This window comes from Aquabacterium parvum (genome assembly GCF_001447195.1).
Lineage (GTDB): Bacteria > Pseudomonadota > Gammaproteobacteria > Burkholderiales > Burkholderiaceae_C > Aquabacterium > Aquabacterium parvum.
The window spans coordinates 1-24,719 of record NZ_LFRI01000442.1 but is presented as its reverse complement, the minus strand read 5'-3'; the positions used below and the strand labels follow the sequence as shown (position 1 = coordinate 24,719).

The following is a 24,719-nucleotide window of genomic DNA, read 5'->3' as shown; positions in this document are numbered from 1 at the left end:
AGAGGGAGTCAGCAGTACCGACACCCTCACCAAAGGTCACCATGGCCCCGCCCGCCCGACACCCCGCCTCCCAACCCGCCCGCCGCAACACCGTGGCCACCACCACCGTGGCGTCTCGCCAGGAAGCGCGCCACGATGTTCGCCGAGACGAAACCGCCGCGTGTCAGCTGGACTGGCTGCAGCCCGCCCTGGCCATCTGGTTGAAGGATGAAACCGGCCCCAGCGTGCGGATGGGGGATGTTCACCCGACAGACGGGCGCTGATACTGCAGGGTCCCTCGGACCCCTCGCATGCTCTCGGACCTGTTTTCCCCGCCCCGACTCCACACCCGCATCGTCGTCGCCTACCTGGCCCTGCTCGTGCTGGGTCAGGTCCTGACCTTCTGGCTCATCCAGCGGGGCATTGAACACAACGTCCGCCTTTCGGTCCACGCCAGCCTCATCACCACCGAGCGCTGGCTGCAGCGCCAGCTGCCCGCCTCCTCGGTCGACCCGGCCACCGCCTCGGGCAACCTCCCCAGCGCGCCCCCCACCACCGCCGACGTGCGCCTGCGCGGCGTGCTGCACGACATCCACGACCTGCTCGGCCCGGATGTGCTGCTGATGGTTCGCACCAACGTCGGCGCCTCCGGCGACGCCACCGCACCCCAGAACACGCCCTGGCGCCTGCACAGCAGCACCCTGGCTCCGCCCGTGGCCCAGGCCCTGCTGCCCCTGTGGCTCGCCGACGAGGCGAACAACCCGCCGCCTCAAGCGCCCTCCCCTGCGTCCCGGGCGCCCCAGGTCGACCCCGCGCGCGACCCTGCCGACAGGGCCGTCACCCTGCCGCACGGCGAGCACCTCGGCCGCGCCTTCACCCTGTCGGCCCCAGGTGACCCCACCGAGGTGCGCGCCATCGTGCTGAGCTCGCTCGACGACGTGCGCGCCACCTACCTGCACATGAAGCACACCCTGCTGGCGCTGTCGGTGCTGGGCGTGGTGGCCTTCGGGGTGGTGGGCGTGATCACCGCCAGGCACCTGACCCGGCCGTTGCGCAAGCTCTCGAGCTCGGCCGAAAAACTCAAACGCGGCGACTACGACTCGCAAGTGCCCAGTGGCTACGACGGCGAGATCGGCGAGCTGGCCGAGTCCTTCGAGACCATGCGCCAGGCCCTCCAAGACCGCGACGGCCAGATCCGCCGCCTGGCCACCCGCGACCGCCTCACCGACCTGCCCAACCGCGACCGCTTCCGCCAGGACCTGCGCCAGGCCCTGGAGCGCGCAGGCCGCAAACCCACGTCCGTGCTCATGCTCGACATGGACCGCTTCAAGCACGTCAACGACCAGCTGGGCCACCGCTTCGGCGACGGCCTGCTCAAGGCCGTGGCAGAGCGCCTGCGCAACCATGCCAAGGGTCACGCGCGCGCGGTGCTGGCGCGCCTGGGCGGCGACGAATTCGGCCTGCTGCTGCCGCGCACCGACACCGCCGAGGCCCACCGCCTGGCCCAGCGCATCCTGGCCGACTTCGAGCGCCCCATCCAGCTCGACGGCCACAAGGTCGACCTGTCCGCCGGCATCGGCATCGCCTGCGCCCCGGAGCACGGCCAGGACGTCGACGCCCTGCTCAGCCGCGCCGAGCTGGCCATGTACGCGGCCAAACAGCGCCGCGCCGGCGCCGTCATCTACCAGCGCGAGCTCGACCCCGAAAGCGGCTCCTCGCTGACCCTGCTGGGCGAGTTGCGCCAGGCGGTGGACCAAGGCGAGCTGCGCCTGTTCCTGCAACCCAAGGTCAGCTTGCGCAGCGGCAAGGTGGTTGGCGCCGAGGCCTTGGTGCGCTGGGAGCACCCGGTGCGCGGCGTGCTGCCCCCGCGTGGCTTCGTGCCCTTTGCCGAACAAACCGGCTTCGTGCGCCTGCTCACCGGCTGGATGCTCGAAGAGGTCACCCGCACCGCGCGCCAGCTCGCCGACCTGGGCCTGGACCTCAAGCTCTCGGTCAACCTCTCCACGCGCGACCTGATGGACCAGGCCCTGCCCGAGCGCTTCGAATCCCTCATCGAACAGCACGGCGTGGCCCCGGACCGCCTGGTGCTCGAGATCACCGAAAGCGCCATCATGGACGACCCCCGCCGCGCGCAGATGACCCTCGAGCGCCTGCACGGCATGGGCCTGCGCCTGTCGATCGACGACTTCGGCACCGGCTACGCCTCGCTGGCCTACCTCAAGGCCCTGCCGGTGGACGAGCTCAAGATCGACCGCTCCTTTGTGCAGGACATGGACCGCGACGGCCACGACGCCAAGATCGTGTCGTCCACCATCGAGCTGGCGCACAGCCTGGGCCTGACCGTGGTCGCCGAAGGCGTCGAAGATGTCGCTGCCTGGCACCACCTGGCCAACCTGGGTTGCGACGAGGTGCAAGGCCACCTGGTGGCGCGCCCCATGCCGGCTGACCTCTTCCCAGGCTGGGCCAGCGGTTGGCAGGCGCCGGTCGGAGCGCCTGCTCAGGGCTGATCAGCCACCTGCCGAGCCAGCGCCGCAAACGCCTCGAACTGATCGGCTGGCAGGCCCGACGTCGCAGGCGCCAGCGCGCCCCCGGCCGAGGCCACCTCACCCTGCACTTGCAGCAGCCGCTGCGCGTCACCCAGGCGCGGCAACACCGGTCCTGCGAACAGCAGCCGGCCGGCGTGCGCAAGCATCAGCGTCGGAAAGGTCTCCACATCGATGTCGCCGATGGCATCGGCCTCGTCCTCGATGTCGATCCAGCGGTAGCGGTGCCCGGGCATGGCCTGCTGCAAGGCCTCGAATGTGGCCTCGTACTCGCGGCAGGTGCCGCACCAGGCGGCGCACAGGCAGACGACATCGAGCACCGCTTCGGGCGCCGACACGGGGACAGGCATCTCCATGGACATGGCGGCATTGTCGCGCAGGACATGGGCCCACCCGCGACACGGCTGGTTACCGAGCGCCCCTCCCCGCCCTCGCCACCACCCTCGACAGGCGCTATCCTCGGGCCGACTTGGCCCACTGCGCCTGCGGGCACACCGCCTGCAGCCGCCTCACTTCGCTAGCAAAGGAAGCCCCATGTCTCGCACCCGCAAAGCCCTCGCCCTCACCGTTGCCCTGGCCCTGAGCCACACCGCCGGCCTGCAAGCCGCCCACGCCGGCATGATCGCCACCGACGCCGTGGCCGCCCAGGTTGCGCAAGCCGAGGCCCACGCCTCGGCCGAATCGCGCCGCGCCAACGTGCTGGCCACCCTCCACCGCACCGACGTGGCCCAAGCCCTGGCCGCCAAGGGCGTGGACATGGACGCCGCACGCGCGCGCATCGCATCGCTGTCCGATGCCGAAGTCATGGCCCTGGCCGACCAGCTCGACCACGCCCCCGCTGGCGCCTCCGACGTGCTCGGCGTCATCGTCTTCATCTTCCTGGTGCTGCTGGTGACCGACATCCTCGGCTTCACCAAGGTCTTCCCCTTCACCCGCTCGATCCGCTGAGCCCTGGCAACAGCCCCCCGATCTCGGCAACCGCCAGCCGTGACGCCATGAGTGGCCCCAGGCCCGATCGTCGCCGCCTGGGCGGGCTCGCGCTGGGTGCCGTGCTCACCAGGGCCTGGGCTTGGCGCGGCCTGACCGGCGCCGCAGCCGCAACGGGTGCGCTCACCGGCTGTGCCTCGCTGCAAGACGCCGGCTCTGCCCAGGCCCGCGCGCTGCTGGCGTCCGCGCCCGCAGACCTGCCGCGCACCGTCCACCTGGCCGACACGCCGTTTTTTGCGCAAACCGAGCTGCAATGCGGCCCGGCCACCCTGGCCACGCTGCTGCAAGCCATCGGCCGCAAGGTCAGCCCGGCCGAACTCACCCCACAGCTGTTCGTGCCCGAGCGCGGTGGGAGCCTGCAGATCGAAATGCTGGCCGCGCCCCGGTGCCACGACGCCCTCGCCGTCCGCTTGCCCCAGCGACTCGAGGCTTTGCTGCGCGAGTTGGCCGCAGGTCACCCCGTCGGCGTGATGCAAAACCTGGGGCTCGACTGGGCACCGATGTGGCATTTCGCCGTGCTCATCGGCTTCGACCTCGACCGGGGCGAAGCCATCCTGCGCTCCGGCACCACGCGCGAGCAGCGCCTGGACCTGCTGACCTTCGAGCGCACCTGGGCTCGGGCCGAGCGCTGGGCTTTCGTGGTGATGCCGCCCGGCAAGGTGCCCCGCACAGCAGCGGCCACCGCCTTGCGCGACGCCTGCCTGGGCTTCGAGCGGGTCGCCCCTGCGGCGCGTGCCAGCCTGGCATGGGAAGCGGCCGCTCTCGCCTGGCCGTCAGACCCCGTTCTGGGCATGGGCTGGGGCAATGCCCTGGCCCGCGCCGGTCGCGCCGAAGCCGCCGCCCAAGCCTTCACCGCCGTGGCCGAGGCCACCGACAGCGCCGCCGCCTGGAACAACCTGGCGAGCATCCGCCTGCAGCAAGGCCGGGTCCTCGACGCCCGCCAGGCTGCCCGCCGCGCCGTGCTGCGCGCCGCCGCGGCCGAGCCCGAACTGCTCGAGGCGGTCCGCAGCACCCAGGCAGAGGTCGAAGCCGCGCTGAGCCGGCCCCCTCCGGCGCAGTGAGCCGCCTCTCAGGGGCGGCGCTTGCGCCACTTGCGCCACAATCGGGCACGTCCCTCCTTCAACACCAGGAGTCACACCATGCCCGTGATCGTGGTCGCCAACCCGAAAGGTGGCGTCGGCAAGTCCACCCTGTCGAGCAACATCGCCGGTTGTTTTGCCCGTCAGGGCCACACCGTGATGCTGGGCGACGTCGACCGCCAGCAGTCATCGCGCCTGTGGCTGCGCCTGCGCCCGGACAACATGCCGAGCATCCAGACCTGGGACATCAGCGAAGACCACATCGCACGCCCTCCCAAAGGCGTCACCCACGTCGTGCTGGACACCCCCGCCGGGCTGCACGGCAAGGGCCTGGACGCGGTCATGAAGCTCGCCGACAAGGTCATCGTGCCCCTGCAAGCCAGCGTGTTCGACATCTACGCCACGCAGGAGTTCGTGGCCGCGCTGGCCAAAAAGGGCCGCGCCGAAGGCAAGCAGGTGGCGGTGGTGGGCAACCGCATCAAGGACCACACCAAGGCCACCGAACACCTCAAGGAGTTCCTGCAGACGCTGGACGTGCCCCTGCTCACCCTGCTGCGCGACACACAGAACTACGCCCACCTTGCCGCCCACGGCCTGAGCCTGTGGGACGTGCCCGCCACCAAGGTCGAGAAAGACCTGGCGCAGTGGGCACCCATCGTGGACTGGCTCGCGCGCTGACACCCCAAAACACCCTGACCCAGCGCGTGCAATTCAGCGACGAGCTTCGCTGTGGGCCGCGCAGGCCTGACCAAAGGCCTCGAAGATGCGCTGAGACACCGGGTTCTCGTGCGCGAGCCACTCCGGGTGCCACTGCAGGCACAGGTTGAACCCAGCGCCCGGCCGGCTGAACGCCTCGACCACCCCATCGGGCGCCAGCGCCTCGGTTCGCAAACCTTCGGCCAGTCGTTTGACGCCCTGCCCGTGCAGGCTGTTGACCCGCACCGACATGCCATCGCGCACCCCGTGCGGCAGGCCCTCCAGCACCCGGTCCAACAGGCCTGCGGGCTGGATGTGGATGGCGTGCGAGAGGCCGTACTCCTCTTCAACCGGCAGGCTTTCGTCGGCACGGTGGTCCATGTGCCCCGGTTGCTCCTGCACCGCCTGGTGCAGCGAGCCGCCCAAGGCCACGTTCACCTCCTGCAACCCCCGGCAAATCGCCAGCAAGGGGATGCCGCGCTCGAGCGCCTCGCGGATCAAGGGCAAGGTCCAGGCGTCGCGAACAGGGTCCAGCGGCAGTTCTTCGTTGTGCACGGGCTCACCGAAATGGTCGGGGTGCACGTTCGACGGCGAACCCGTCAGCAGCACCCCGTCGATGACCTCCAGCGCCGCCAGCAACTCCTGCGGGCGACCACCGGGCACCATCAGCGGCACGCCCCCGGCCATGCGGATGGCCTCGACATACTTGCGCCCGACAACGTGGAAAGGATGGCGCCCCAGCACACGCTGACAGGAGGGCACCAGGACAAGGGGAGGAGCAATTCGATCGGCCATGTCCCGATCATGCAACCCACGTGCCCACCTCTTGCGTTGGAGTAGCGCGGGGGTTCACCGCCATCTTCACAAATGCTTGCACTTTCGGCCCTGGGAAACGGCCCCCAAGCGGGGGAGCCGGGCGGCCACGTCGCCCCTTTTGGGATACCTTCCCGGCACGCGATGCCCGGGGCGCCTGACCCCTGGCCCACACACAATCCCAGGGACGGCCCATGACCGATCTAGCCGGCATCCAGCATGCGCTGGGCGATGCCGCCTCCAGCCTTTCCGGGCTCGCCGGCCTGTTGCCCGGCGGCCTGAACCAGCACACCCGCCTGCTGCGCCTGCACACCCCGTTGGGCGCAGACGCCCTGCTGGCCGAGCGCGTCACCATCGAAGAAGGCGTGGTGCCCGCCGCGCCGCCGGCCGCAGCCGCCGCCCACCACATCGACTTGCTGGCACTGAGCACCCGCTCCGACCTGTCCGCCGCCGAGCTGCTGGGCCAGCCCGTGCTGCTGGAGCTGCTCACCTCGGGTGGCTTGGCGAGTGCCGTGACGGGCGGCGACTGGCGCCCCTTCCACGGCCACGTCACCCGCTTCGCGCGCATCGGCTCCGACGGTGGCCTGACCCGCTACCGCCTGCACATCGAGCCCTGGCTGAGCTTCCTGGGCCACCGCACCGACGCCTGGGTCTTCCAGGACATGAGCGTGCTCGACATCACCGAAGCCGTGCTGGCCGATTACCAGGCCCAGGGCGCCTTGCAGCCCGCCTGGCGCATCGACGTGGCCGACCGCGAAGCCTTCCCGCGCCGCTCGCTTTGCACGCAGTTCCACGAAACCGACCTCGCCTTCCTGACCCGCCTGTGGGCCGAAGAAGGCCTGTTCGCCTGGTTCGAGCACGAGGGCGCCCCCTCCGACGAACACCTGGGCCGCCACACCCTCGTGCTGGCCGACCACAACGCCGCCTTGCAGCCCAACGCGCAGGCCCGCATCCGCTACACCCAGGCCGGCGCCACCTTGAAGGAAGACGCCCTGCAGCAGTGGGACGGCATCCGCCGCGTGGGCGCCAGCGCGCTGCACACCGCCAGCTGGGACCACCGCGCCGTCAGCAGCCACCGCGCCACCGAACAGGTCGCCGAGGCCCATGGCCAGCCCTTCGCCCTCGCCCACACCGACCAGCCCGGCCACTACGCCTACGAGTCGCCCACCCAGGCCGCGCGCCGCGCCCGCCTGCAGCGCGAGGCCCTCGAAGCCGCCCGCAAGCTGTTCACCGGTAGCGGCACGGTGCGCACGCTGGCACCCGGCACCACCTTCACCCTGCTCGACCACCCCGAGCACCCCTTGAGCGAAGGCAGCGAAGCCGCCACCTTCGCTGTGCTCGGCGTGACCCACACCGCGCGCAGCAACTTCAAGTTCGAGGGCGAGGGCAACAACGACAGCGACGAGCCCCTCTACGAAGCCCGCCTCATCGCCCAGCGCCTGAGCGTGCCGGTGCGCCGCCTGCCCACCGACGCACGCGGCCGCATCGCCCTGAACAAGCCCCTGGTGCATGGCACCCAAACCGCCATCGTGGTCGGCACCGGCGAGCCCGTGCACACCGACCGCGACGGCCGCATCCAGGTGCAGTTCCACTGGCAGCGCGGCGCGCAAGCCAGCCACCGCCTGAGCCACCCGGCTGGCGACTGCAACGCCCCGGCCTCGCAGGCCTCGGGCACCTGGGTGCGCGTGGCGCAAGACTGGGCCGGCCAGAACTGGGGCGCGGCCTTCATCCCCCGCCTGGGCCAGGAGGTGGTTGTCACCTTCCTCGACGGCGACATCGACCGCCCCGTCGTCATCGGCGCGGCCTACAACGGGCAAGGTCAAGCCAATGGTCAGGGCAACCAGGTGGGCGCCGGTGCGGCCACCGCCACGGGCAACGCCCCGGCCTGGTTCCCGGGTGACCAGCAGGCCGGCCAGCACGAGGGCCACGCACACGCCAGCACCCTCAGCGGTTTTCGCAGCCAGTCGCTCGACAGCTCGCAGTCGGGCGGTGGCGCGCACAACCAGCTCGTCATGGACGACACCGCGGGCCAAGGCCGCGTGCTGCTGCACACCACCCAGGCGCAAACCTGGCTGCAGATCGGCCACCTGCTGCAGCAGCACGGCAACCAGCGCCTGCAACCACGCGGCCACGGCCTGGAGCTGCACACGCAAGCCCAAGGCGCCCTGCGCGCCGCACGCGGCCTGCACCTGAGCACCCACGCCCGCCCTGGTGGCACCACGGCCCGCGCCCAACCGCTCGACACCCGCGAGGCCGAGCAACAGCTGCAGGCCCACGCCGAGCTGCTGCAAACGCTGCACGCCAACGCACAAACGCACAAGGCCCAGCTGCCAGGTGAAGCGACGCCAGAGCAACTGCCGGCGCGCAAGGCGCTGGGCGCCACGCTGAGCAGCTTGCAGGCCACCGAGGGTGGGCAAGCGGCCGACACCGCCGCAGACAACGCAGAAGGCGGCGCCATGCCCATTGGCGGCGGCCAAGGCCGCATCGACACCTCCGAGCGCCCCGACCTCGTGCTCAGCGCCAGCGGCGACATCGCCAGCACCACCCCGGCCAACACCCTGGTGGCCACCGGCGCCAACGTGAGCATCACCGCTGGACAAGACACCAACCTGCTGGCCCAGCGCCACCAGGCCTGGGCCGTGCGCAATGGCATCAGCCTGTTCACGCGCGGTGAAGCCAAAGACACGCAACGTGCCGTGCAAGGCGTCGGCATCCAGCTGCACGCGGCCAGCGGCAACGTGCGCACCGAAGCGCAAAGCGGGCCGTTCACTTTGACGGCGCAAAAGGCCATTGACCTGCAAAGCACGGCCGCCGACATCGTCATCACCGCGCCCGAGCGCATCGTGCTCAATGGCGGTGGGGGCTACGTGAAGATCGAAGGCGGCAACATCGAGATCGGCACGAGCGGGGCGGCGCAGTTCAAGGCGGCGGCCAAGGAGTTGACGGGTGGGGGGAGTGCTTCGGCGAGTTTGTCTTTGAAGAAGGCTGGCGAGGTCAAGGGCTGCGCCAAGACCATGTCCGACGCAGCAAGTCAGCAAGCGTCGGTGATCGCGCTGTCCTGAGCCGGAGAAACACGTGAATGTGTTGATTGACAGCCGGCAGGTTCAAGACATCAGCGCTGACCTGCATGGAGCGGTGGCGAAATCCGGGCATCAAACCTTGTGGCTGGCGATGGATGGATCAGACCAACCCCTGCCAGACATCGATGGCGCCGATTGGTCACCAGCACACACGTGTGTGGAGATCCCCTTGCGCCACCCTGAAATCGACCCGATTTGGCACCCCAGGTGGTTTGCCCTGAACTTGGCTCATGCCCGGGACGCTCACATCCTGAGCCACAGCATCGCCTGGGCGCTGAATGAACGGCAACCTCATCAATTGAGAGCCGGCATGGGTCGCCGGGTTTCCGGTTGGCTGCTGACGCCAGATGACGATTTGATCCACGCTGCGGCCAGCCACTGCGCGCGGCTGATGCTCAGGCGTGCACCCGGCTCACCAGGCCACTTCCTGCTTCGGCTGCACGATCCTGCGGTCTTGTGGGCGGTCTGGCAGATCCTGACACCTGAGCAAAAGAGCGAATGGTTGGGGCCCATCGGGCGGTGGCTTTTTCTTGATCCGGCGGGTGAACTGTCTCTGCTCGAAGGCTCTGCACCGCGGCAAAACGAGCCTGTCGGCTCGCTGTCACACCCCTTGAGTGCGCAACAGTGGCAGGACATTCAGAACATCACCCCCTTGCATCGAGCCATTCAGTCGCTGCTGGCGGCCGAGCCAACAGGCTCCGCTCCATACAAGCGGTGGTTCCAGTCTGGCCTGCAAGCCTTGAGACGCGCCAACACACACCGGCTCAATGATCTGCACAGCTTGAGTCTGTTTGCCGAGCTGGCCTTGACCAGACACCCGGACTTCGACCAGCACCCCAGGGTGCAGCAACTGTTGATGCAACGCGAAGCCGACGAACCCCTGGGCGGGCTGCTCAGCGATCTGACAGAGCAGGACTGGCGCAGCATCGCCGTCGACCTCGGGCAGCCCATGCGCCCAGCTTGACGCCGGTCAGCCCCACAGAACAACGATTCCAGAAGAGACCCCCGCCATGGCAACCACACTCTGCGACGACTGCAAGGCCTCAGGCATGGCCATCCTGCCTGTGCGCTATGCCGTGGTGCCCAAATCGGTGACGCCCGCGCTGCCCGCCTGGGCTGGCGCAGAACGCGTCAAGGGCATTGCCCCCGGCAGCGAGTTCCACTACGCCTTGCGCACGCTGCGAGCGGGATTTGTCTACCTGTTCTACGCCAAGAATGCGTTCGGCGCCAACCAGTGGGAAACCTACGCGGTGACCCATGATGGCCTGCTGGTCAAGCAGCCCACGCCTGCCATGGCCAAGCCAGTCTCATCCCTGAGTTGCAGCCGCCAAGGCCACAGCGACGCACGCCTGCGCCACATCGTCATCCAGCGCCCCGACAAATGCGGCCCCACCTGGATCGCCTTCAGCGAACACGCCTGGAGCGATGAAACCATCCAGGCCTACACGCAAGACAGCAAGCTGCGCAACGCGCGCATGCAGACCATTCACCCTGCGGCCATGGCGACGGGCAGCAAGCACAGCCACGGTGAGGTGGCCGACGTCAGCGCACTGGAGGGCGTGCTCGAATACGCCGATGAGCTGGACACGTCGAAGCTGCCACATGACAGCGCCGCAAGCACCTTCAGCAAAGAAGATGGCAGTTTCACGGCAACGCGTCTGAGCAAGGTCAGCACCCGCACGCCGTGGCACTTGCGCAAGGACCAAGCCGCGCAAGACCTCAAAGCGATGCAGGAGCGAGGCAAGAAGCCCGACGGAGGCAGCAACACCCCTCACGTGCTCGCGCTGTGGGACGCCATCGGCATCACCCACGAGCTCAACGGCTTTCGCAACGACGCGGCTGGATGGCTCAAGAAGTACGGTGACGAACGCGAGCTTGAGATCACCGCATGGAACGCCATCGAAGGGGCCAAAAAGGCCTTGGAAAAGAAGGTTCATGACGGCTGGGACCAGACGGCCAAAAACACCGCCAACCTGCCCGACACACAAACCACTGGCATGCGAAACCGCGCCGTGATGCAGCACGCCAAGGGCGACCCCGCCGCCTTGGGTCGCCCCCTGTACGCGCTCGATGAGAAGCTGCGCGCGGGCAGCATCACCCTGGCCCAGCACCAGACTCAACGCACGCAGATCTTCCGTCAGCACAGCAACAACCCTGCGGCGATGGAGACGGCCTACAAAGAGATCGACGCCCAACGAGCCCACCGCGAAGCCGAGCGCAACCGCAACCTGGCCCACAACAAGCAAAACGACACGACCCAGGGTTGGGCCAGGTACGAAGCCAGGCTTGCAAAGGCCCCCAATGGCGAAACCACGGCCCAGCAGTTCAAGAAGAAGTGGGACACCTTGCAGACCCAGGCCGATGCCATCATCCACCGACGCACCGCAGCGCTCGTGAGCTGGCTCGAATCTCCCCTGCTGATCGACACGCTGGAGGACTTCCACACCGCCAACATCCGCGATGGCGTGCTGTTTGAAGACGTGGTGGGCGATGCGATCTTTGGCATGGGGTCCAGCCAGGCCGGGGCGAAGAAGATCGAAGCCTGGGTGAAAGAGGCCAAGGCCAGCGTCAAGGGCAACTTGCTCTGGCGAGCGATTGCACTGAATCAGGAGCAGGGCATTGCGGAGGTGGATGCGGCGCTGAAGGTCGCATTCGGAAATCAATCCACACTTACCGAAGCAGCATGGGCCAACGTCGGAGCGCAGGTCAAGTGGAACAAGGTAGCTGACCTTTACAAGAAGGCTGTGTCCTTGAGCAACGCAAACGTGAAGGCCGGGGTCACTCCAGTCAATACAAAAGGCGTGGACAAAGTGCTGATGACCGTGGGTGACCTGGCATTCAAACCGATCGCCAAAGCGATGGACACGCTCAACGAAAAAGCGTTGCAGAGCCTTTTCCTTCTGCGTTCTGGCGCAGGCCTGACAGCCACGTTAGCCTTGGTAGAAGCGCAAGCACGGTACGAGGGTGTCAGTCGAGCCCGCTTGATTCAACGCATCAACAGCACCAAAACATTTGTGACCCCTGAGTTGACTGCTGAGCGCAAGGTGCTCAACGATCGTTGGGCGGCGCTCAAAAACAATGCCGATGTGCCCGACGCCAAAGGCACGCTCAGCGCAGTCAAGGAGGCTCGACTCGCCTTGGTGGTTGCGGTGCTAGAAGGCGTGAACCTCTGGAAAATCAGCCAAAGCGTCAGCGCCGATCCCAAGGTGCAATGGCAGCTGCGTGCTGCCCAGATGGCCACTTCTGCAGCATGCATTGACGTGGCGGCAACAGCCATCAAGGGTGCAAGCGCACTCAAAGACACCGCTGTTTCGTTCCAATTGCTCAAAGTCGCAGGCGGACTGCTGAGTGCCGGGGCATCTTTCATTGGGGGGGCGTTGGATTGGCGGGATGGCAATGAGAAGTGGAATGGTGGGGAATACGCAGTCGCAGCGCTATATTTTGGGCGAGCCACATTTCAGTTCATCAGTGGATCTTTAACAATATTGACTGCCATTTCATATGCCGACCCTCTTTTGAAGAAACTGGTAAAGCGATATGCGGCAAGCACAGCACTAAACATCGCAAGTCGGTTGTCTGGTTGGGCGTTGGCTGCGCGGGCGGGCCTGATGTTAGGCGGCTTGGGTTTTGGTCTTGCAACGTTGGCGATTTCGCTTGCTGTCTGGTATTTCACAGACGATGCTTTGCAAGACTGGTGTGAAGAATCAGCCTTCGGCAAGAAACCTCAAAAGAAGCGATTCAACACAGCAGACGAACAAATGAAATCCTTTGAAAAGGCCTTTTTGGAGGTTATCTGATGAGTGTTCAATCCTCAAGTCAGCGGCTTGACTTGATCAAAGGCGTTGTCTCCGAACTTCAGGTCCGCCAATCAGAAGAAGACTTCGTTTTTACCAATACAGATAAGACCGCAGGCGGCATGGCGGCTGCAGTCTTGTCCATCGGTGGGCTATCGGGCGCCGCGACTGGCGCACTCCTGAGCAGTGGCGACACTGCAGATAAGGTTTATAAGTTTGTCTGCAAAGTGGGCGATCAAATAGTCATCGGTCGGTTTGGCGAGGTGACGTTTACCAACGGCGACGAGGTTGAGATTGTTGGCGAACGTCGAGGAAATTACATAAGCGCGTACGCGATCATTCGTCCGTCTAGTCGAACCATCTGGATGCATCCGCATTGTGGGCGCGGCCGGCGCGCGCATATGATCCACAGCATCCGGTGGATTGCGCTCGTTAGCTACGGCGCGCCATTTTTTTTGGCCTTGGCGGATTATTTTCTATCCAATCCTTCAAAAGGACTCATGTTTTTGTTCTTGATGCCTCTTTTGGTCGGCTTGATTGTTGCCATTGTTTTCTCATTTGTCGCCGCCCGATTCAAAAAGTTTTCATTGCTATCCTCCGAAATATTTGCCACTCTTCATTTTAATAACCCAGACAAAGTTGACTTACCGAAACTTCAGAAGACCACTCTCAAAAACGCAACGAACGAAGAGCGTTTGGCCTATCACCCCCATGCGCGATGGGTTTACAAGTACTAAAACAAGGCGGACTCAAGTTCTAGTTGCATTGCATGTCATCGAGCATGGTTCGCAGACGCCAGGCGGACCAAGGCCACAGCGACGCCCGCCTGCGCCACATCGTCATCCAGCGCCCCGACAAATGCGGCCCCACCTGGGTCGCCTTCAGCGAACACGCCTGGAGCGATGAAACCATCCAGGCCTACACGCACGACAGCAAGCTGCGCAACGCACGCATGCAGACCATTCACCCTGCAGCCATGGCCACGGGCAGCAAGCACAGCCACGGTGAGGTGGCCGACGTCAGCGCACTGGAGGGCGTGCTTGAATACTCCAGCGGGCTGGACACTTCCAAGCTGCCGCGTGACAGGGCCACAGGCACCTTCAGCAAGGAAGATGGCAGCTTCACGGCAACGCGTCTGAGCAACGTGAGCACCCGCACGCCGTGGCACTTGCGCAAGGACCAAGCCGCGCAAGACCTCAAAGCGATGCAGGAGCGAGGCAAGAAGCCCGACGGAGGCAGCAACACCCCTCACGTGCTCGCGCTGTGGGACGCCATCGGCATCACCCACGAGCTCAACGGCTTTCGCAACGACGCGGCCGGATGGCTCAAGAAGTACGGTGACGAACGCGAGCTTGAGATCACCGCATGGAACGCCATCGAAGGGGCCAAGAAGGCGTTGGAAAAGAAGGTTCATGACGGCTGGGACCAGCCGGCTAAAAACACCGCCAACCTGCCCGACACACAAACCACTGGCATGCGAAACCGCGCCGTGATGCAGCACGCCAAGGGCGACCCCGCCGCCTTGGGTCGCCCCCTGTACGCGCTCGATGAAAAACTGCGTTCAGGCAGCATCACCCTGGCGCAGCACCAGGCTCAACGCACGCAGATCTTTCATCAGCACAGCAGCAACCCCGCTGCGATGGAGTCGGCATACAAAGAGATCGACGCCCAGCGAGCCCACCGCGAAGCCGAGCGCAGCCGCAACCTGGCCCGCAACAAGCAAAACGACACGACCCAGGGTTGGGCCAAGTACGAAGCCAGGCTTGCAAAGGCCCCCAATGGCGAAACCACGGCTCAGCAGTTCAAGAAGAAGTGGGACAGCTTGCTGACCCAGGCCGATGCCATCATCGACCGACGAACCGCAGCGCTCGTGAGCTGGCTCGAATCTCCCCTGTTGATCGACACGCTGGAGGACTTCCACACCGCCAACATCCGCGATGGCGTGCTGTTTGAAGACGTGGTGGGCGATGCGATCTTTGGCATGGGGTCCAGCCAGGCCGGGGCGAAGAAGATCGAAGCCTGGGTGAAAGAGGCCAAGGCCAGCGTCAAGGGCAACTTGCTCTGGCGGGCGATTGCACTGAATCAGGAGCAGGGCATTGCGGAGGTGGATGCGGCGCTGGCCTTGGCAGAACAGCACCAGGGTGAACGAGCCGTCGCCTCAGCGTTGACCATCGAGGGCATCCTTGCCAAGACCTTGAAGGTCTTCGCTGATACGCACAAAAAGGCAGCCGGCCTTTACTCGGCCAACACCTCGGCAGCCGGTGCAGCAGGCAGCACTGCGTTTGGAGCCAAGATCAACCCCGTCAAAACGCGCGACATCGACAAGGTGCTGTCCACGGTCGGCGACAAGCTGCTGGATCACTTCAAGGTACCGGGCCTGGCGGACCATGTAAGCGAAAAGCTGATTCAGCACATGCTGAGCATCCGCGCCATGGTGGACCCGAAGGATTCGCTGGCCTTGGTGGTGGCGCAAGCTGCGGCGGAGCCGCAATCGCGCGGTCACCTGTTGCGTCGGCTGGCCGCCGCCGAGACCTTTCTGGCCGCCAACACGGCTGACATCAAGACCGCACAAGCCGAGAATCTGCGCGCAGCCTGGGGCAAGTTCCGCATCGGTGACAGCAAGGCCCCTGCCGCGATGAGAGATGCGCGACTGGCCATCGTGGTGATGCTGATCGAAGGGCTGAACTTCCAGAAGCTGCTGGCCGAATGCAAGACGAAAGGCGACGCCAAGAGCTGGTGGAGCCTGGCCGCGTCAGGCATGACCATCACCAGCGGCTTGTACGATGTGGCCAGCGTGCCAGCCAAGAACCTGTTTGGTGCGGAGAGCTGGAGCTACCAGAAAATCAAACTCTGGGGCGGGGTGCTCAGTGCTGGGGCGACGGCGATTGGGGCGTATTTGGATTTGAAGGATGCGAAGAAGAGCAAGGATGCTGGCCGTACGGGGCTTGCGTTCCTGTACTTCTCCAAGATGGCGCTTGGTGGCGCCAATCTCGGCCTCGTTATGGCCACCACATTCACTTACTCAGCCCCACTCATCGGCCGCCTAACAGGGAGTCCTATTGCTGCAGGCGCAGCCCGCGCCGTCGGCGCACGTGCCGCCGCGATCATTGGGGCACGCATACTTTTCATGTCTGCAGGGCTGTGGCTGACTGTCGGGACCTTCGCTATCCAGGTCTTCATATGGGTGTTCACTGACGACGACCTGCAGTACTGGTGTGACCGATGCGCCTTCGGCAAGGAGCACGACAAGTCTTGGACACCCAAGCGCCAGGAAGAAGAGTTCTTCAAGGCACTTCAAGCTGTAGGGATGTGAACGAATGACCAACTTTCTGACACAGCCCAACGCTGATGGGCTCGTCAAGCTCAGCGGTACCATCCGCAACCTGAAGGTGACGCGGGCCAGCGCCAGCTTCGTGTTCACTGAATCCGATCAAACCAAGATGGGGGTGGTGGCGTTCGCCGCAGCCATTGCTGGTTTGGGCGGACAAGCGATCGCTACGGCCAGCAACACCAGTGCTTTGGAAGAAGAGGCCGATTACATCGAGTTTGATTTGACTGGTCTGGCGATCAAGGGTTGGGTTTGGCGTAACCCTTTCAAAGAAGGAGATGACGTCAGGGTGGCTGCAGAGCGCAGAGCCGATGGGCATTGGGAGGCGTTCGGTGTACAGCGACCCGCCGACAAGACCGTGGCGCTGTATCCGCATTGTTCACGAGGCCGAGCACGGCACTTCAAAAACGCGGCGTGGTGGTGGCTTGTAGGCTGGGGGGGATTCGTTGGCGTGTTTTTCGTTACGGCAGGCGTTTACGTCTTTGGGCTTGAGCTCTTTACACAACCTGAAGCTGGGTTCTCCGCTGTTGGGCTGATGCTCTTTTTCGGCGCGATGACCTTCAGCCTGTCCCGCAAGTGGATGCCGTTTGTGCGATTGGCCGAGAAGGTATTCCGTGCACTCGAACTACCCGACCCCAGTAACGTGGATCTGGTCAAAAGCTCCAACAAGCAACGTACCGCAAATGACCCTGGCGAGTTCGGCACGTTTTACTTTAGATACTGACCGGTGCCCCTTCCACAGCCACGTCACGCCTTCCAGCCCAACGCACAGTCCCGCATCCGCTACACCCAGGCCGGCGCCACCTTGAAGGAAGACGCCCTGCAGCAGTGGGACGGCGTGCGCCGCGTGGGCGCCAGCGCGCTGCACACCGGCAGCTGGGACCACCGCGCCGTCAGCAGCCACCGCGCCACCGAACAGGTCGCCGAAGCCCACGGCCAGGCCTTCGCCCTCGCCCACACCGACCAGCCCGGCCACTACGCCTACGAGTCGCCCACCCAGGCCTCGCGCCGCGCACGCCTGCAGCGCGAGGCCCTCGAAGCCGCCCGCAAGCTGTTCACTGGTGGCGGCACCGTGCGCACGCTGGCACCCGGCACCACCTTCACCCTGCTCGACCACCCCGAGCACCCCTTGAGCGAAGGCAGCGAAGCCGCCACCTTCGCCGTGCTCGGCGTGACCCACACCGCGCGCAACAACTTCAAGTTCGAGGGCGAGGGCAACAACGACAGCGACGAGCCCCTCTACGAAGCCCGCCTCAGCGCCCAGCGCCTGAGCGTGCCGGTGCGCCGCCTGCCCACCGACGCGCGCGGCCGCATCGCCTTGAACAAGCCCCTGGTGCACGGCACCCAAACCGCCATCGTCGTCGGCACCGGCGAGCACGTTCACACCGACCGCGACGGCCGCATCCAGGTGCAGTTCCACTGGCAGCGCGGCGCCCAGGGCAGCCACCGCCTGGGCCACCCCGCTGGCGACTGCAACGCCCCGGCCTCGCAGGCCTCGGGCACCTGGGTGCGCGTGGCGCAAGACTGGGCCGGCCAGAACTGGGGCGGCGCCTTCGTGCCCCGCCTGGGGCAGGAGGTGGTCGTCACCTTCCTCGATGGCGACATCGACCGCCCCGTCGTCATCGGCGCAGCCTACAACGGCCAGGGCCAGGCCAACGGGCAGGGCAACCAGGTGGGCGCCGGTGCGGCCACCGCCACGGGCAACGCCCCGGCCTGGTTCCCGGGCGACCAGCAGGCCGGCCAGCACGAGGGCCATGCCCATGCCAGCACCCTCAGCGGTTTTCGCAGCCAGTCGCTGGACAGCTCGCAGTCGGGCGGTGGCGCGCACAACCAGCTCGTCATGGACGACACCGCGGGCCAAGGCCGCGTGCTGCTGCACACCACCCAGGCGCAAACCTGGCTGCAGATCGGCCACCTGCTGCAGCAACACGGCAACCAGCGCCTGCAAGCGCGCGGCCACGGCCTGGAGCTGCACACGCAAGCCCAAGGCGCCCTGCGCGCCGCACGCGGCCTGCACCTGAGCACCCACGCCCGCCCTGGCGGCACCACCGCCCGCGCGCAACCGCTCGACACCCGCGAGGCCGAGCAACAGCTGCAGGCCCACGCCGAGCTGCTGCAAACGCTGCACGCCAACGCGCAAACGCACAAGGCGCAACTGCCGGGTGAAGCCGCACCGGAACAACTGCCCGCGCGCAAGGCGCTGGGCGCCACGCTGAGCAGCTTGCAGGCCACCGAGGGTGGGCAAGCGGCTGACACCAGCGCTGACAACGCAGAAGGCAGCGCCGTGCCCATTGGCGGAGGCCAAGGCCGCATCGACACCTCCGAGCGCCCCGACCTCGTGCTCAGCGCCAGCGGCGACATCGCCAGCACCACCCCGGCCAACACCCTGGTGGCCACCGGTGCCAACGTGAGCCTGACCACTGGCCAGGACGCCAACCTGCTGGCCCAGCGCCACCAGGCCTGGGCCGTCAAAGACGGCATCAGCCTGTTCACCCGCGGTGAAGCCAAAGACACGCAACGTGCCGTGCAAGGCACCGGCATCCAGCTGCACGCCGCCAGCGGCAACGTGCGCACCGAAGCGCAAAGCGGGCCGTTCACGCTCACCGCGCAAAAGGCCATTGACCTGCAAAGCACGGCGGCCGACATCGTGATCACCGCGCCCGAGCGCATCGTGCTCAATGGCGGCGGGGGCTACGTCAAGATCGAAGGCGGCAACATCGAGATCGGCACGAGCGGGGCGGCGCAGTTCAAGGCGGCGGCCAAGGAGTTGACGGGTGGGGGGAGTGCTTCGGGCAGTGGGCCTGCGTTGAAGAAGGCGGGCAAGCTGGCGGAGTGCCCAACCAAGCTGGCCTCGCAGGCTGCAGCAGGCGCAACTGCCATTTGATTTCCGGCCCCCATGCATGCACCGAACGCCAGCTTGCTCACTGAGAGCTTGACGCAAGCCTTGGATCCCGCTCAGCCGCTCTACATCTTGGTTGACCCCATCGCAGGCGAGCCTGTGGCCCTGGCCGAGGTTGACGAGGCTGATCTTCAGGCGCTGCAATCAGCCAGGTCCTCATCCTGGGGCACCGAGGTCCTCGCCATCAAACTGCCTTCACGCATCGATCTTCCAACTCACCTCCACCCTTACCTGGTCATGCCTGAGCGGCTCAGTGCAACGTGCGTGCAGTTGAGCTGGGAGCTTGCCCAACGCGAGCTTCAAGCCTCGCATTCCGGTGGGGTCGGGGGATCAGGTCAGGCGGTGCATCGCATTGGCGCGTGGTTGCAAAGCGGCCGAAATCCTCGCGAGGTTGCCGAGCACCTGGCCCTGCTGATGCTCCTGGACACGGAAGTGCACACCAAGGCGAGTTACCTGCGCCTGGCAGATCGGCGAGCGTTTGCTTGGTTGCGCCATGTCCTGGGTGACGATGTCCTGTCAGTGCACATGGGCCCGGTTGGTCGGTGGCTCTATCTGGGCGCGTCGGGACGGATCGAACGCCTTGTTGGCCATGGAGCTTCAAGCCAGCCTTCTCGGCCCCGAATCACGACCGAGCAGTGGAAGTTGATGGAGCAAGGGCCCCGTGTGCACCGCGTGCTTGCCAGGGCGCTGGGGCAGTTGGCCATGGATGCGGAACCGCCACGCGCCTCAGACGAGGCCACCTTGTTCCAGCTTGCAGGGCCTGCCGTGCAAGAGGCCTTAGCGGCTGCGAGCATGCACCCCAACGCATTGCAAACCGACGACGACCTCACCGCCTGGGCATCGTTGACGCTGTTGCTGCCTCATTGGGCAACAGACCCGCGTGGCCAAAAGCTCATTGCACACGCGGCACAACCCGATACCCCAACCATGCACACGCTGGTCACAGACGTGCGCCTTGCCTGCCAGGCATGAAGCCATGACAACCAACACCAAAACCCAGGGATGCAATGCGTGCAACAAAAGCTCGCTGTCCCTTTTGTTGCTTCGGCCCAGCCCGGTGCCATCCGACAGCGAGTTGGCCTTGCCGGGCAGCCTGCACCTCCAAGATCCGGGCGCGCTCATCCAAAACATCGCACCCAAGCGGGCGCAACCCCAAAGCAAAGCTGTATTGCGTCTGCTGCGGCCTGGTTTTGTGCACGTGTACGTCCCCCATCCACCGGCAGGGGTCAATTGGCCAGCCCCACCGCAGGACATGCCGATCCTTCATCCGGCCAAAGGTGAAACGGGCAAATGGCTGCATTTCCGCGTGTCCGACAGCGCGGACCTGATCCCGCAGAACCACCACACGTTTGCGCAACAGCCCTATCCGCCGCGCTGCTCGACAGACGGACACAACAAGGTGGGCGCGCGCTTGCTCACCATCCCCGACGCACACCTCTTCGTCGGTGCCAGCGCGGAAATCTGGGTGGCCTTCAGCCCGAATCCCTGGAACGCCACCCTGCGCAAACAAAACCGCGCCAATCCGGCGGCCATGCAGAAGGTGATGCTCGGCGGTGTGCTCAACGCGCACTCATTCGTGCCAACGGCCCAGGCCCTCAAAGACAAGGTGCTGGAGTTCTCGTGTGTGCCCGTCAAAGGCCCCAAAGCAGGCTACCGCGCTCCGGTTTACCCGCTCAACGCCATGCTGGACCAGCATGAAGCCATGGCAGCCGAGATGGCCAAGGCCTGCGCCAAGCGGCCCGAGACGGCGGGCAAGGCCGTGGCCGTGGTGGTCTCGGACCCCGTCGGCTTTGCCGCCGAGCTCAACGCCGCCCGCTTGCAGCGCCACGACATCGCGGTGGATGCCTACAAGGCCAAAATGGCATTGCCCGACAACGCCTGGGCGGTCAGCTCCTACAACGCCTACCTGCTGCTGAAAAAACTGGTTGACGATGCAGCCTACGCCAAAGCGCTGGACAAGCACGCTCCCCTGATGAAGCAAAAGGACTTTGCGTCCATGCGCGGAACCAGCACGTTCTCGCCATGGCGAGCAACCGAAGGGGCCGCGCTCACCCTCCAAGGGGAATGGATCCCGCTGGACGAACATTCGCCCAAAGCAGACCTGACCGGGGATGTCTTGGGGCGCGTCTGGCACCGTCGCTCCCTGGCTTTGGCCGCCGAGGAAGGCCAATCCGAGAACTCTAAAGAGTGGGCGGACCTGGCAGACGAGTTCAACGAAAAACGATATGCCAAGTGGAAGGACGGCATCGATGCCTGGTACAAGCAGGCGCACACGGACCCGCTGGCCATTTGCGAGCAGGACTGGTGGCTGGCCTGCACGGACGCATCGTTCAAAAACGTCTTTGCCCTGCACTTCGATGCCAACGAAGCGCCCAGCGTGTCTGATTCGGATTTTGGTGGGGTGCGGTACGCCAGAGAGGCTGGCCAGGCCATGGTCCCTGAGCCGCGCACCAAGGGCCCTGCGCTGGACGGGTATTTGGCCCAGCTGATGGCCTCGCCCAGCGAGCCCACCGCCATCTTGTTGCGCAGCCTGCAGGCCAACCAACAGCACTTCCTGGATCGCCTGTCGGCCTCAGCGATCGACCAGGTTCACAAAAACAGGTCCGACAAGATCTTCGACTTTGGCGCCGGCATGCTGCTTGACGAGCGCGCTGGCGCCGTGGCCGCGTCGCGCTTCAAATGGTTCAACGCCGTCACCGGCAACGCGCTGGGTGGCTATGCATTGGCGGCCTTGGCAGCCCTGGATGCCGCCGATGCCTTGGCCGCAGCAGCCGGCGTGGCAGCGGCCACAGCACTGCAGCGAAAGATCAGGCTCACCAACCTGCAGATCGTGCAGCAGGCCAAAGACCTGGCGCTGCAAAGCATCCTGCAGTCGAAGGTGCTGGACCGGCCATTGGTCATCACCAAAACCTATCCCGTTCGAGAGGGGACGTTGCTGTTGACCCGAGGGGGGTATTGCTCCCGCGTGCAGGCGCGCAAATCGGCATCGGGCGCGACAATGGAGGTTTCCCTGCACACCACCACCCAGGAAATGCAGCGCTTCATGGGCGACATGGACGCCGCCCTGTACGAAGGCGCTGGGCGGGTGGACGTGAAGGGCGCGGCCAAGCCAGCCGCCGTGCTGGCAGCGCCGACGGCCGCCGGCGCGATCGTGCTGGATGAGGTGAAGTTCAGCCAGTTGTACGGTGCCACCGTGTCGCGCGCCAGCCAGACCTTGGGCCTGACCAAGCGGGGCATAGAGAAGCTCAGCGAGAGCACCTTTGGCGGCGTGCTGGGTGCATTGGAAGGGCGCCTGGCCGTGGGCGTGATCTTGCTCAATGGCAAGGGCGTTGTGGACACGCTGACAAGCAGCGCGGAAAAAGCAAAGGCAGCCGGCGAAGACTGGGCCAGCTTGTGGCGTTACCTGGAAACCGATGATTTACTGAGCCTGGTGGACGGCACCAGCAGTATCATGGCCGCGACCACGCAGATGTACGAAATTGGGCGCAAGCTGGTATTGGAGCGGTCGCTGGGCGCGCAGGTGACTGAAACCTACCTCAAACACTCTACAGCGACATATGGATTGCGTTTTTTTGGGAGTTTGTTAGGGGTGTTTGCGGGGGTGGCGCAAGGTGTGTTGAGTTACCGCAAATCTTTAGAGGCGGAGAAGCATGGATATACGGACGTAAGCAGGTTGTACCAAATTTCGGCGCTAGCATTCGGAGGGACTGCTTTGGTTGCTGGCGGCCAGGGTATCGCGGCAATTGGGGAGGGGCTTGTGGCAAAAACCGTCAAAGATGGTTTACTTCGCACGGTCGGAACCCGATTGGCCCTGATTGGGAGGTTCACCCCACCCATGGCTGGCTTGGCACTGCTGGCACTCGCCGTGGTTTTTGAGGGCGCCGCCATTGCGCTGACGCCAAGTCGCGCCGAGGATTGGATTTCTAAATCCAAATTTGGAAAAAAAGCAAGTTTTAGCAGTTGGGCGGAGGAGTCTGCTGCGCTCAAGCTGCTCTTTGAACCACCCAAGCAAGCTTAAATCAACCATGTGTGCAGCTGTTTAGCTGGACTGATAGATGAAAAAACACCAGCATTACAGCCACGGCAGGTTTGATGGCGCAGTGGCAGACGTATATTACAACGCCAATACCCCTGTGCCGGCCTTGTATTCTCCGGCCAAGCTTCAAAGTGGCATCGTCGCCAAGTTCAGCAAAAAAATGGGGGCGCATGGGCTGACCACCACCCTCGGCTGGATCAAGCGCATTCAGCAGGATTCAATCGAATACGCCGCAGCAAAAGACTCGGTTAGAGGGTGGGCGTTAACTACCATGTTATTTTTTGTGCCACTAGAAATGGGCGTGATGTATTTGGCGGCACTTGTCGGCTCGTCATCGGATTGGTGGCTCGTATGGCTGGCATCCCTTGCACTCTTCTTTTTCGGTCTTGTTTTGGTGATTTATACAGTAATCGTATTGCTACGCACCGACCTTTTCCGCTTCACCAACCAAGGCATCATTTTCGACCGTAAACACCGCAAGGTTTACCGCCAATACCAGCACTTCTCGGGCTCCTTGTGGAACATCCTCACCAATTCCAAGATCATTTCCTGCGAATACGAGTGGGATTTGGTTGACGCGGTGCATTACGCCCAATGCAGCACCAATGGCGTCAACCTCGTAACCAATCACCACTTGGTGTTCAACGTGCGGCGCAGCGCCACAGACGCCACGGTCATTGACCAGTTCATCATCGCCAACCCTATCGAACTCAATGAGGGCCTGGTGTCCGCCATGTGGGAGCACATCCGGCGTTACATGGAGGAAGACGGCCCACCATTGGGCTCTCCGCCGGAGCCCATGGCCACGCCCATCAAGCAGCCTTCATGGTGGCAATGCCTGGCTCAAACGCACACCTTTGGACCCGGTTATGTGCAGCGCTGGAAAACCAACACCGGCTGGATGGTGTTCGCGCATTTGCTGTTCCCGGTGTTCCTGCCATTTTTTGCGCTCGTGGCCAGCTGCGCCTGGCTGAGTTACTTCACCGAAATCGATGCCACATGGCCCGACGAAGTGCTTGCCAAGATTGGCGAGCCCGTGCAGGTGGGTTGAGGGGCTGGCGGTGCATGCATGGGAAAACCATTGATGGCGTGCGGCCCATTCCGCTTGCATGAAGCATGAAAAAACATGAGCATTACAGGCACGGCGGCTTCGATGGCGCCTTGGCGGACGTTTACTACAACGCCAACGCCCCCTTACCGGCTTTGTACTCACCCACCAAGCTTCAAAGCGGCATCGTCGCCAAGTTCAGTAAAAAGATGGGGGCGCATGGCGTAACCAGCACCCTCGGCTGGGTAAAGCATATTAGGCATGAATCAATTGAGTACACTACGGAAAAGGACTCCGTTAGCAGGCTGCGGAAATACCCAACAGCCAAGTCCACGCCCCAGTGGCGTGATGCGTTATCAGCGTAGCACCTCAACGACCTGAAGCGACACCCACCATGCGCGGCGCCGACACCTTCACCGAAGGCCTGTTCACCCTCA

At 64.8% G+C, this 24,719-nt stretch carries 18 protein-coding genes; 16 read left to right on the top strand and 2 right to left on the bottom strand.

Features of this window, described 5'->3' with window-relative positions; all coding sequences use genetic code 11:
* Both ABG80_RS17560 and ABG80_RS17555 read left to right on the top strand, forming a co-directional pair.
* A partial coding sequence (locus tag ABG80_RS17560; RefSeq protein ID WP_235513926.1) for a hypothetical protein occupies positions 1 to 263 on the top strand: 263 nt, incomplete at its 5' end.
* Positions 264 to 290: 27 nt separating this feature from the next.
* A complete protein-coding gene (locus tag ABG80_RS17555; protein ID WP_058088911.1) occupies positions 291 to 2,486 on the top strand; it encodes a putative bifunctional diguanylate cyclase/phosphodiesterase in 2,196 nt (731 codons plus the stop codon).
* Here the strand turns inward: ABG80_RS17555 and ABG80_RS17550 are convergent.
* Entirely contained in the window at positions 2,477 to 2,884 is a 408-nt protein-coding gene (locus tag ABG80_RS17550; RefSeq protein WP_058088910.1) for a thioredoxin family protein, read from the bottom strand. The two genes, ABG80_RS17555 and ABG80_RS17550, sit on opposite strands and share 10 nt — an antisense overlap.
* A 172-nt stretch (positions 2,885 to 3,056) precedes the next feature.
* On the opposite strand from ABG80_RS17550, the gene ABG80_RS17545 reads away from it, so the two are divergent.
* The 3 genes from ABG80_RS17545 to ABG80_RS17535 all read left to right on the top strand — a co-directional run bounded on the left by ABG80_RS17545 (position 3,057) and on the right by ABG80_RS17535 (position 5,266).
* Positions 3,057 to 3,470: a PA2779 family protein gene (locus ABG80_RS17545; RefSeq protein WP_058088909.1), complete on the top strand. Its 414-nt coding sequence runs from the start codon at positions 3,057 to 3,059 to the stop codon at positions 3,468 to 3,470.
* Positions 3,471 to 3,517: 47 nt separating this feature from the next.
* Entirely contained in the window at positions 3,518 to 4,570 is a 1,053-nt protein-coding gene (locus ABG80_RS17540; protein WP_058088908.1) for a PA2778 family cysteine peptidase, read from the top strand.
* A 78-nt stretch (positions 4,571 to 4,648) separates the two neighbouring features.
* Entirely contained in the window at positions 4,649 to 5,266 is a 618-nt protein-coding gene (locus ABG80_RS17535; protein ID WP_058088907.1) for a ParA family protein, read from the top strand.
* Between the two features lie 33 nt (positions 5,267 to 5,299).
* Here ABG80_RS17535 and ABG80_RS17530 read toward each other — a convergent pair whose 3' ends face one another.
* Complete coding sequence (locus ABG80_RS17530) at positions 5,300 to 6,079, bottom strand: gamma-glutamyl-gamma-aminobutyrate hydrolase family protein (RefSeq protein ID WP_058088906.1); 780 nt, start codon at positions 6,077 to 6,079, stop codon at positions 5,300 to 5,302.
* 212 nt (positions 6,080 to 6,291) lie between these two features.
* Here ABG80_RS17530 and ABG80_RS17525 point away from each other — a divergent pair, with 212 nt between their 5' ends.
* From ABG80_RS17525 to ABG80_RS17475, 11 genes are all read left to right on the top strand, one after another.
* On the top strand, positions 6,292 to 9,159 hold the full coding sequence (locus ABG80_RS17525; protein ID WP_058088905.1) for a type VI secretion system Vgr family protein: 2,868 nt from the start codon (positions 6,292 to 6,294) through the stop codon (positions 9,157 to 9,159).
* Positions 9,160 to 9,487: 328 nt separating this feature from the next.
* The gene (locus ABG80_RS17520; protein WP_152987722.1) at positions 9,488 to 10,141 is read left to right on the top strand and encodes a DUF4123 domain-containing protein; all 654 of its coding nucleotides are present in this window, start codon (positions 9,488 to 9,490) and stop codon (positions 10,139 to 10,141) included.
* Between the two features lie 46 nt (positions 10,142 to 10,187).
* Entirely contained in the window at positions 10,188 to 12,974 is a 2,787-nt protein-coding gene (locus ABG80_RS17515) for a T6SS effector BTH_I2691 family protein (RefSeq protein ID WP_058088903.1), read from the top strand.
* A complete protein-coding gene (locus tag ABG80_RS17510) occupies positions 12,974 to 13,708 on the top strand; it encodes a putative type VI secretion system effector (RefSeq protein WP_058088902.1) in 735 nt (244 codons plus the stop codon). Before ABG80_RS17515 ends, ABG80_RS17510 begins: the two co-directional genes overlap by 1 nt.
* A gap of 44 nt (positions 13,709 to 13,752) precedes the next feature.
* Positions 13,753 to 16,284 carry a T6SS effector BTH_I2691 family protein gene (locus ABG80_RS17505; RefSeq protein WP_058088901.1) on the top strand — a complete coding sequence of 844 codons (2,532 nt, stop codon included), beginning with the start codon at positions 13,753 to 13,755 and terminating at the stop codon, positions 16,282 to 16,284.
* Positions 16,285 to 16,288: 4 nt separating this feature from the next.
* Positions 16,289 to 17,023 (top strand): putative type VI secretion system effector, encoded by a 735-nt coding sequence (locus ABG80_RS17500; protein ID WP_058088900.1) that lies wholly within the window; start codon positions 16,289 to 16,291, stop codon positions 17,021 to 17,023.
* Positions 17,024 to 17,026: 3 nt separating this feature from the next.
* Complete coding sequence (locus tag ABG80_RS17495; RefSeq protein ID WP_058088899.1) at positions 17,027 to 19,183, top strand: type VI secretion system Vgr family protein; 2,157 nt, start codon at positions 17,027 to 17,029, stop codon at positions 19,181 to 19,183.
* Positions 19,184 to 19,195: 12 nt separating this feature from the next.
* The gene (locus tag ABG80_RS17490; RefSeq protein ID WP_058088898.1) at positions 19,196 to 20,170 is read left to right on the top strand and encodes a hypothetical protein; all 975 of its coding nucleotides are present in this window, start codon (positions 19,196 to 19,198) and stop codon (positions 20,168 to 20,170) included.
* 4 nt (positions 20,171 to 20,174) lie between these two features.
* Entirely contained in the window at positions 20,175 to 23,216 is a 3,042-nt protein-coding gene (locus ABG80_RS17485) for a T6SS effector BTH_I2691 family protein (protein WP_058088897.1), read from the top strand.
* Positions 23,217 to 23,253: 37 nt separating this feature from the next.
* Positions 23,254 to 24,285: a DUF6708 domain-containing protein gene (locus ABG80_RS22110; RefSeq protein WP_152987719.1), complete on the top strand. Its 1,032-nt coding sequence runs from the start codon at positions 23,254 to 23,256 to the stop codon at positions 24,283 to 24,285.
* A gap of 65 nt (positions 24,286 to 24,350) precedes the next feature.
* Positions 24,351 to 24,647, top strand: a complete 297-nt coding sequence (locus tag ABG80_RS17475; protein WP_058088895.1) for a hypothetical protein — start codon at positions 24,351 to 24,353, stop codon at positions 24,645 to 24,647.
* Positions 24,648 to 24,719 lie beyond the last annotated feature (72 nt).